At 70.3% G+C, this 8,420-nt stretch carries 9 protein-coding genes; 7 read left to right on the forward strand and 2 right to left on the reverse strand.

Annotated features, from left to right (window positions below):
• The first annotated feature begins 371 nt into the window (after positions 1-371).
• The 4 genes from eno (at position 372) to QSK45_RS35860 (ending at position 3,780) form a co-directional block, all read left to right on the forward strand.
• Positions 372-1,652, forward strand: coding sequence for a phosphopyruvate hydratase (gene eno, locus QSK45_RS35845; protein ID WP_285563117.1), 1,281 nt, complete (start codon positions 372-374; stop codon positions 1,650-1,652).
• 128 nt (positions 1,653-1,780) lie between these two features.
• Positions 1,781-2,257 (forward strand): FtsB family cell division protein, encoded by a 477-nt coding sequence (locus QSK45_RS35850; RefSeq protein WP_285563118.1) that lies wholly within the window; start codon positions 1,781-1,783, stop codon positions 2,255-2,257.
• Between the two features lie 45 nt (positions 2,258-2,302).
• The gene (locus QSK45_RS35855) at positions 2,303-2,842 is read left to right on the forward strand and encodes a DUF501 domain-containing protein (protein WP_285563119.1); all 540 of its coding nucleotides are present in this window, start codon (positions 2,303-2,305) and stop codon (positions 2,840-2,842) included.
• The gene (locus QSK45_RS35860) at positions 2,839-3,780 is read left to right on the forward strand and encodes a Ppx/GppA phosphatase family protein (RefSeq protein WP_285563120.1); all 942 of its coding nucleotides are present in this window, start codon (positions 2,839-2,841) and stop codon (positions 3,778-3,780) included. The genes QSK45_RS35855 and QSK45_RS35860 overlap by 4 nt, the downstream gene beginning before the upstream one ends.
• Before the next feature lie 4 nt (positions 3,781-3,784).
• Here QSK45_RS35860 and QSK45_RS35865 read toward each other — a convergent pair whose 3' ends face one another.
• A complete protein-coding gene (locus QSK45_RS35865) occupies positions 3,785-4,054 on the reverse strand; it encodes a type II toxin-antitoxin system RelE family toxin (RefSeq protein WP_285563121.1) in 270 nt (89 codons plus the stop codon).
• Entirely contained in the window at positions 4,051-4,323 is a 273-nt protein-coding gene (locus tag QSK45_RS35870; RefSeq protein ID WP_285563122.1) for a type II toxin-antitoxin system Phd/YefM family antitoxin, read from the reverse strand. Before QSK45_RS35870 ends, QSK45_RS35865 begins: the two co-directional genes overlap by 4 nt.
• A 132-nt stretch (positions 4,324-4,455) precedes the next feature.
• On the opposite strand from QSK45_RS35870, the gene QSK45_RS35875 reads away from it, so the two are divergent.
• The 3 genes from QSK45_RS35875 to QSK45_RS35885 all read left to right on the forward strand — a co-directional run bounded on the left by QSK45_RS35875 (position 4,456) and on the right by QSK45_RS35885 (position 8,267).
• Positions 4,456-4,899 (forward strand): GNAT family N-acetyltransferase, encoded by a 444-nt coding sequence (locus QSK45_RS35875; RefSeq protein ID WP_285563123.1) that lies wholly within the window; start codon positions 4,456-4,458, stop codon positions 4,897-4,899.
• Between the two features lie 500 nt (positions 4,900-5,399).
• Positions 5,400-6,773 carry an NAD(P)/FAD-dependent oxidoreductase gene (locus QSK45_RS35880; RefSeq protein WP_285563124.1) on the forward strand — a complete coding sequence of 458 codons (1,374 nt, stop codon included), beginning with the start codon at positions 5,400-5,402 and terminating at the stop codon, positions 6,771-6,773.
• Positions 6,774-6,968: 195 nt separating this feature from the next.
• A complete protein-coding gene (locus tag QSK45_RS35885; protein ID WP_285563125.1) occupies positions 6,969-8,267 on the forward strand; it encodes an SAM-dependent methyltransferase in 1,299 nt (432 codons plus the stop codon).
• Positions 8,268-8,420 lie beyond the last annotated feature (153 nt).

The raw sequence follows: 8,420 nt of genomic DNA on the forward strand, positions 1-8,420 counted from the left end.
CGGCGGTCCGTTCCCCCGACGGACCCCGCCCCCGTCCGTTCCCCCGACGGACCCCGCCCCCAGGGGTCCGTCCCCCCCGGCGGACACCCCGAAAGGTCCGCCCCCCGTCCCCACGAGCTCCCCGCCCCGGCGCGATTTCCCCCGTTCGCGCCGGGGCGGGGTCTTGCGTTCTCCCGTTCTTCAACCGGGTCTCATCGTCGAACCCCTTTGTTCCGGCGGTGAACAATGGGTACCGTCTGCATGTCTCCGCCGCTTACCAGACGGTCGGTCGGTGGCCGACGACCCCGGGACGGTTAGGCTCTAGGCGCAAGACACAGCCGTAAGGCAGACCGCCCCGCACTTCCAGCGTCACATCCAAGAAGGAGATGCTCGTGCCGTCCATCGACGTCGTCGTAGCCCGGGAAATCCTGGACTCCCGAGGCAACCCCACGGTCGAGGTCGAGGTCGGCCTCGACGACGGCAGCACCGGTCGTGCCGCCGTACCGTCCGGCGCCTCCACGGGCGCCTTCGAGGCCATCGAGCTGCGCGACGGTGACCCCAACCGCTACATGGGCAAGGGTGTCGAGAAGGCCGTCCTCGCCGTCATCGAGCAGATCGGCCCGGAGCTGGTCGGCTACGACGCCACCGAGCAGCGCCTGATCGACCAGGCCATGTTCGACCTGGACGCCACCGACAACAAGGGCTCGCTCGGCGCCAACGCCATCCTCGGCGTCTCCCTGGCCGTCGCGCACGCCGCCTCCGAGGCGTCCGACCTGCCGCTCTTCCGCTACCTGGGCGGCCCCAACGCGCACCTGCTGCCGGTGCCGATGATGAACATCCTGAACGGCGGCTCGCACGCCGACTCCAACGTGGACATCCAGGAGTTCATGATCGCCCCGATCGGCGCGGAGTCCTTCTCCGAGGCGCTGCGCTGGGGTGCCGAGGTCTACCACACCCTCAAGAAGGTCCTGAAGAACAAGGGCCTGGCCACCGGTCTCGGCGACGAGGGCGGTTTCGCCCCGAACCTCGGCTCCAACCGCGAGGCCCTGGACCTGATCCTCGAGGCCATCAAGGAAGCCGGCTACGCGCCCGGCGAGCAGATCGCCCTCGCGCTCGACGTCGCCGCCTCCGAGTTCTACAAGGACGGCAAGTACCTCTTCGAGGGCAAGGAGCGCTCCGCCGCCGAGATGACGGAGTACTACGAGGAGCTGGTGGCGGCCTACCCGCTGGTCTCCATCGAGGACCCGCTGTTCGAGGACGACTGGGCCGGCTGGAAGGTCATCACCGACAAGCTCGGCGACAAGGTCCAGCTGGTCGGCGACGACCTGTTCGTCACCAACCCGGAGCGCCTGGCCCGCGGCATCGAGGAGGGCACCGCCAACGCCCTGCTGGTCAAGGTCAACCAGATCGGTTCGCTGACCGAGACCCTGGACGCCGTCGAGCTGGCCCAGCGCAACGGCTTCAAGTGCATGATGTCCCACCGCTCCGGCGAGACCGAGGACGTCACCATCGCCGACCTGGCCGTCGCCACCAACTGCGGCCAGATCAAGACCGGTGCCCCGGCCCGCTCCGAGCGCGTCGCCAAGTACAACCAGCTGCTGCGCATCGAGGAGATCCTCGACGACGCGGCGGTGTACGCCGGCCGCAGCGCCTTCCCGCGCTTCAAGGGCTGAGCCACCCCGGGCCACCTCTTGGCCAGTCGTACGTACGTCCCCGTACCCGGTCCCGTACCGTGTCCGGGGACGTACGCACGCGTGCGACCGCGTGAAAAAGGGCGTGAAAGGGGAGGCGGAGAGCCGACATGGCCGCAAGGGACCGGGACCGTTTCTCCACCGCGACCAGGCTGCGGCTGCTCGGCGAGCAGACGGCGGCCCGGGTCTACCGCTCGCAGACCAAACGGCAGGCGCGCCGCTCCCGGCTGACCGGCCGGGCCGCGCTGCTCGCGCTGGTGCTGTGCTCGCTGGTGGTCGCGCTCGCCTACCCGATGCGGCAGTACGTCTCCCAGCGCGCCCAGATCTCCGACCTCCAGCGGCAGCGGGCCGAGGCCCGCGAGCGCGTCGAACAACTGCGTGACCTCAAGGCGCGCTGGCAGGACGACGCCTATGCCGAGCAGCAGATCCGCAGACGCCTGCACTATGTGATGCCCGGGGAGACCGGGTACGTGGTGGTCGACCCGGGCGCGGCCCGGCAGTCCCGCACCGACCTCCGGGCCGCCCACCGGCCCTGGTACACGAACATCTGGGACGGGGTCGACAAGTCCGACGCCTCCGACCAGTGACCGGCCCCGGCCGGTGACCCACAGAAAGCCACTCTGGAAGCAGTCATGGAAACCCCTCCGCCGCCCACCCCGCGCACCGAGCCCACCGACGCGGACGTCGAGGCGTTCAAGCAGCAGCTCGGCCGCCCCCCGCGGGGCCTGCGGGCCATCGCGCACCGCTGCCCGTGCGGACAGCCCGACGTCGTGGAGACGGCGCCCCGCCTGCCCGACGGCACCCCCTTCCCGACGCTGTACTACCTGACGTGCCCCAAGGCCGCCTCGGCCATCGGCACGCTGGAGGCCGACGGCGTGATGAAGGAGATGACCGAGCGCCTCCAGAACGACCCGGAGCTGGCCGCCGCCTACCGGGCCGCGCACGAGGACTACATCCGGCGCCGGGACGAGATCGAGGTCCTCCAGGGCTTCCCGAGCGCCGGTGGCATGCCGGACCGGGTGAAGTGCCTGCACGTCCTGGTCGCCCACTCCCTGGCCGCGGGCCCCGGCGTCAACCCGCTCGGCGACGAGGCGCTCGCGATGCTGCCGCAGTGGTGGCGCAAGGGCGCGTGCGTGACGTCCGCGCAGGAATCGAAGGGGGAGGCGCAGTGACCCGGGTCGCCGCGATCGACTGCGGAACGAACTCCATCCGGCTGCTGGTCGCCGACGCGGACCCGCGCACGGGCGAACTGGTCGAGCTGGACCGGCGGATGACGATCGTGCGGCTCGGCCAGGGCGTCGACCGCACCGGCCGGCTCGCCCCCGAGGCACTGGAGCGCACCTTCGCCGCGTGCCGCGAGTACGCCGAGGTCATCAAGGAGCACGGCGCCGAACGGCTGCGTTTCGTCGCCACCTCCGCCTCCCGTGACGCCGAGAACCGCGACGACTTCGTGCGCGGCGTGCTGGACATCCTCGGCGTCGAGCCGGAGGTCATCACCGGCGACCAGGAGGCCGAGTTCTCCTTCACCGGGGCGACCGCGGAGCTGACCGGCCGCACGGATCTCGCCCGGCCCTACCTGGTGGTGGACATCGGCGGCGGTTCCACCGAGTTCGTCGTCGGCGACGACCGGGTGCGGGCCGCGCGCTCCGTGGACATCGGCTGCGTGCGGATGACGGAACGGCACCTGGTGCACGGCGGCGAGGTCTCGGACCCGCCCACCGAGGAGCAGATCGCCGCGATCAGGGCGGACATCGAGGCCGCGCTGGACCTCGCCGAGCAGACGGTCCCGCTGCGCGAGGCGCGTACCCTGGTCGGCCTCGCGGGCTCGGTCACGACGGTCTCGGCCATCGCCCAGGACCTGCCCGACTACGACTCCGCGCGCATCCACCACTCCCGCGTCTCGCGCGCCCGCGTCCGCGAGATCACCGAGCGCCTCCTGCACTCCACCCACGCCGAACGCGCCGCGATCCCCTCCCTGCACCCGGGCCGCGTCGACGTCATCGGCGCCGGCTCCCTGGTCCTCCTCGCGATCATGGAACGCACGGGCGCCGAGGAGGTCGTCGTCAGCGAACACGACATCCTCGACGGCATCGGATGGTCCGTGGCCTGACCGCCTACAGGTTGCGGTAGACGTCCCGCCGGTCGCCCACCTTGACGACGAGGATGACGAGTTCACCGTCGTTGATCTGGTAGGCGACCCGGTAGCTTCCGACCCGGAGCCGGTAGAGCCCGGACGGGCCGGTGAGTCTCTTGACGTCGGCGTCCTCGCGGTATGGGTCGTCGCCGAGCGCGGTCAGCGCGGTCAGGATGCGCATGGCGTCGGGCCGGCTGATGGCCCGGAGCTGCCGCTGTGCTGCCGTGGTGAACCGGAAGGCGTACTTCACGCCGCCTCGCCGTCGTGCTCGGTGAACAGATCCGCCAGCAGTTCCGCCATCGTCACGGTGGGACCGCCCTCGGTCAGGACCGCTTCCGCTTCGCGCGCCAACATCACGTCGGCCGCTTCCTCCAGCGCCTCGAAGTCCGCGATCGGAACCACGGCCGCCACCGGAGCGCCGTTGCGCGTGATGACGGTCGGAACGCCTTCCTCGGCCCGGTTGATGTGGTCGGCGAGGTGCGCGCGGGCTTCCCTTACGGTCACGGTGTTCTCAGTCATGGGATTAGTGTACGCATTCGCGTGTACACGGAGTCCCGCTCGGGGAGTCGCGTACGCGGGCGATCCTCGACGGCATCGCCTTCGAGGTGGGCGGAAGACGTCGAGAAGGGGAAGCGGGGAGGCCGGCACTTGATGGCGGACTGGGGGATGCGGCGGGCCTCGGCGTCGGACGCCGAGACGGTGGCCGACCTGCGCGCCGTGGTGCTGCGGGCGGATCTGGAACGGCTCGGGCGCTACGACCCGCAGCGGGTGCGGCGGCGGCTGCTCGCCGCGTTCGACCCGGCGCACACCTGGGTGATCGAGGTGGGCGGCACGTTCGCCGGCTGCGTGGCGCTGCGGCCGGCCGAGGACGCCCACTGGCTGGAGCACTTCTACCTGGTGCCGCGTCTCCAAGGCGGCGGCATCGGTTCGGGAGTGCTGGGCGACCTGCTTCGGCGGTGTGACCGCCGGGGCGCCCTCGTCCGCTTGAACGTGCTGCGGGGCAGCCCGGCCCGGCGGCTCTACGAGCGCCACGGGTTCACGGTGGAGACCGAGGACAAGGTGGACGTGTTCATGGTGCGCGAGCCCCGCCGGTGAGCGCCGAACCGGCCCCCGCCGCCCCCCCCGCCGGCCGCTCCCGGAGGGTGGCGTGGCTCTCTTTTGTTACTCATCGGTAGCATCAGGCTGAGCAGGTCGGATAACGTTTGAGCGTCTCCGGAGGGCCTTCGTGGACCCCGCGTTCGTGCCTCGGTGGAAACCTTCGTGAAGTTCTTCACAAGGAAATGGGGCCCGACCGCTGCCCCGAGGGGGCCGGTTGGCCCTTCCGGGGGGTCAAAACCCGTTTGAACATGTTCAGATGAAGCGTGCAAAGATGGCCGGAAGGAGGGGTTCCACGGGCCGTCCCGGAGTCCCTGCGATCACCTCGCGGACCCGGACCAGCAGCTCACACGGCCTTGACAACGGTACGAACCGGTTCGCGGTTCCCTCTCGCCGCCGTGATCCGCATCAAGTGGGCCGCGGAGTTTAGCACAGGCCCTCGACAAGCTTGTGAAGGGGCGCACGAGCCACCCCCCCTGAGCGGGTGGATACTCGATGCCATGAGCACCACGGAGCGTCCCAGGATCCTCGTAGTAGGCGGTGGGTACGTAGGCCTGTACGCAGCTCGGCGCATTCTCAAGAAGATGCGCTACGGCGAGGCGACCGTCACGGTCGTCGACCCCCGGTCGTACATGACCTACCAGCCCTTCCTCCCCGAAGCCGCCGCCGGCAACATCTCCCCTCGCCACGTCGTCGTCCCGCTGCGACGCGTGCTGCCGAAGGCGGAGATCCTCACCGGCCGGGTCACCACCATCGACCAGGACCGCAAGGTCGCCACGATCGCCCCCCTGGTGGGCGAGGCGTACGAGCTGCCGTTCGACTACCTGGTCATCGCCATGGGCGCGGTCTCCCGCACCTTCCCGATCCCCGGCCTCGCCGAGCAGGGCATCGGCATGAAGGGCATCGAGGAGTCCATCGGCCTGCGCAACCACGTGCTGGAGCAGCTGGACAAGGCCGACTCCACGACCGACGAGGAGATCCGCCGCAAGGCGCTCACCTTCGTCTTCATCGGCGGCGGCTTCGCGGGTGCGGAGACCATCGGCGAGGTCGAGGACATGGCCCGCGACGCGGCCAAGTACTACAAGAACGTGTCCCGCGAGGACATGCGGTTCATCCTCGTCGACGCCGCCGACAAGATCCTTCCCGAGGTCGGCCCGAAGCTCGGCCAGTACGGCAAGGAGCACCTGGAGAGCCGCGGCGTGGAGATCTACCTCTCCACCTCGATGGACTCCTGCGTCGACGGCCACGTGGTCCTCAAGAACGGCCTTGAGGTCGACGCCAACACGATCGTGTGGACCGCCGGCGTCAAGCCGAACCCGGCCCTGTCCCGTTTCGGTCTGCCCCTCGGCCCGCGCGGCCACGTCGACTGCGAGCCCACGCTCCAGGTCAAGGGCACCGACTACATCTGGGCCGCGGGCGACAACGCCCAGGTCCCGGACCTCGTCGGCCGCAAGGCGGGCAACGAGAACGCCTGGTGCCCGCCGAACGCCCAGCACGCGCTGCGCCAGGCCAAGGTCCTCGGCGACAACGTGGTCTCCGGCATGCGGGGCTTCCCGCAGAAGGAGTACGAGCACGCCAACAAGGGTGCGGTCGCCGGTCTCGGCCTGCACAAGGGCGTGGCGATGATCGTCATGGGCAAGACCAAGATCAAGCTCAAGGGCCGTCTCGCCTGGTACATGCACCGTGGCTACCACGGTCTGGCGATGCCGACCTGGAACCGCAAGATCCGCATCTTCGCCGACTGGACGCTGGGCATGTTCCTCAAGCGCGAGGTCGTGTCGCTGGGCGCCATGGAGAACCCCCGCGAGGAGTTCTACGAGGCCGCCAAGCCGGCGCCGGTCGCCGCCGCGAAGACCGAGGCCAAGGCTTCCTGACACCCGGTCACCCGTTCCATCCGAAAGACCTCCCGCCATCCGTGGTGCGGGAGGTCTTTCGGCGTTCCCGGGTCCATTCGGATGGCTACTGCAACCATTTTGCCCAGTCGTAACTCCTTTGCGGGACTGTGCCGGACGGCCGACGGTGTTTACGTGGTATCCGGCATCCGGGATCTCGTCTTGGAGGTGTGCGTCATGACCGACGCCGCGTCGCGGCTGAGCAGTCTTGCCGAGCAGGTACTGGGGGTCCCGCTCCCGGTACGGCTGCGGGCCTGGGACGGATCACAGGCCGGACCCCCCGGCGCCCCCACGCTCGTCGTGCGCAACCGGCGCGCCCTGCGCCGCATCCTCTTCAAACCCGGGGAGTTGGGCCTCGCCCGCGCCTGGGTCGCCGGCGACCTGGACGTCGAGGGCGACCTGTACACGGCGCTGGACCTGATGGCCGGACTGATCTGGGAGCGCGACGACGACGGCCGTACGCTCCTCCAGGCGCTGCGCGACCCCGCCGTACGGGCCGCCGGCCGCGAGCTGCTGAAGCTCGCCGGGCCGCCCATCCCGCCCGCGCCGCCGCGGGAGGAGATGCGCAGGCACCGCCACCTGCACACCCGCCACAGCGACAGGCGGGCCATCAGCCACCACTACGACGTCGGCAACGACTTCTACGAACTCGTCCTCGGCCCCTCCATGGTGTACTCCTGCGCCTACTGGGAGTCCTTCGGGAAGGACGCCACCCTGGAGGACGCCCAGCGCGACAAGCTCGAACTGGTCTGCCGCAAGCTCGGCCTGAAGGAGGGCCAGCGGCTGCTGGACGTCGGCTGCGGCTGGGGATCCATGGCCCTGCACGCGGCCCGTGAGCACGGCGTCAGCGTCGTCGGCGTCACCCTCTCCCAGGAGCAGGCCGGCTATGCCCGCAAGCGCATCGCGGACGAGGGCCTGACCGACCGGGTGGAGATCAGGGTCCAGGACTACCGGGACGTCGGTGACGGCCCCTTCGACGCGATCTCCTCCATCGGCATGGCCGAACACGTCGGCGCCGAGCGCTACCTGGAGTACGCGCGTCAGTTGTACGGCCTGCTGAAGCCCGGCGGCCGACTGCTCAACCACCAGATCGCCCGCCGCCCGCAGAGCGACGAATCGGCGTACAGCGTCGACCAGTTCATCGACGCCTACGTCTTCCCGGACGGCGAGCTGGCTCCCGTGGGCACCACCGTCACCCAGCTGGAGCGCGCCGGGTTCGAGGTGCGCGACGTGGAGGCGCTGCGCGAGCACTACGCGCACACCCTGCGCGAGTGGGTGGCCAACCTGGAGGCCGGCTGGGACGGGGCGGTCCGGCTGACCAGCCCCGGCAGGGCGCGCGTGTGGCGGCTGTACATGGCCGCGTCCGCGCTCGCCTTCGAACGCAACCGCATCGGCATCAACCAGGTCCTGGCGATCCGCACCCCGCCCTCGGGTGCCCCCGGACTGCCGCCGCGCACCCGCGTCTGGCAGGGCTGAGGCGCCGAGGGGCCCCGCTCCGGTGACGGACGCTGTTGGTTAATTCGGGGTCCTGATCACTTCGCCCCGTCGATCGTTTGGTCGGCGGGGCGAAGTGCTGCGAAGTGGCTGGTGCGGGTGCGGGCTCGGGGTGTGCCGGTGAGGTGGGCGTCA

Source organism: Streptomyces hygroscopicus subsp. hygroscopicus, assembly GCF_030269125.1.
GTDB lineage: Bacteria > Actinomycetota > Actinomycetes > Streptomycetales > Streptomycetaceae > Streptomyces > Streptomyces hygroscopicus_C.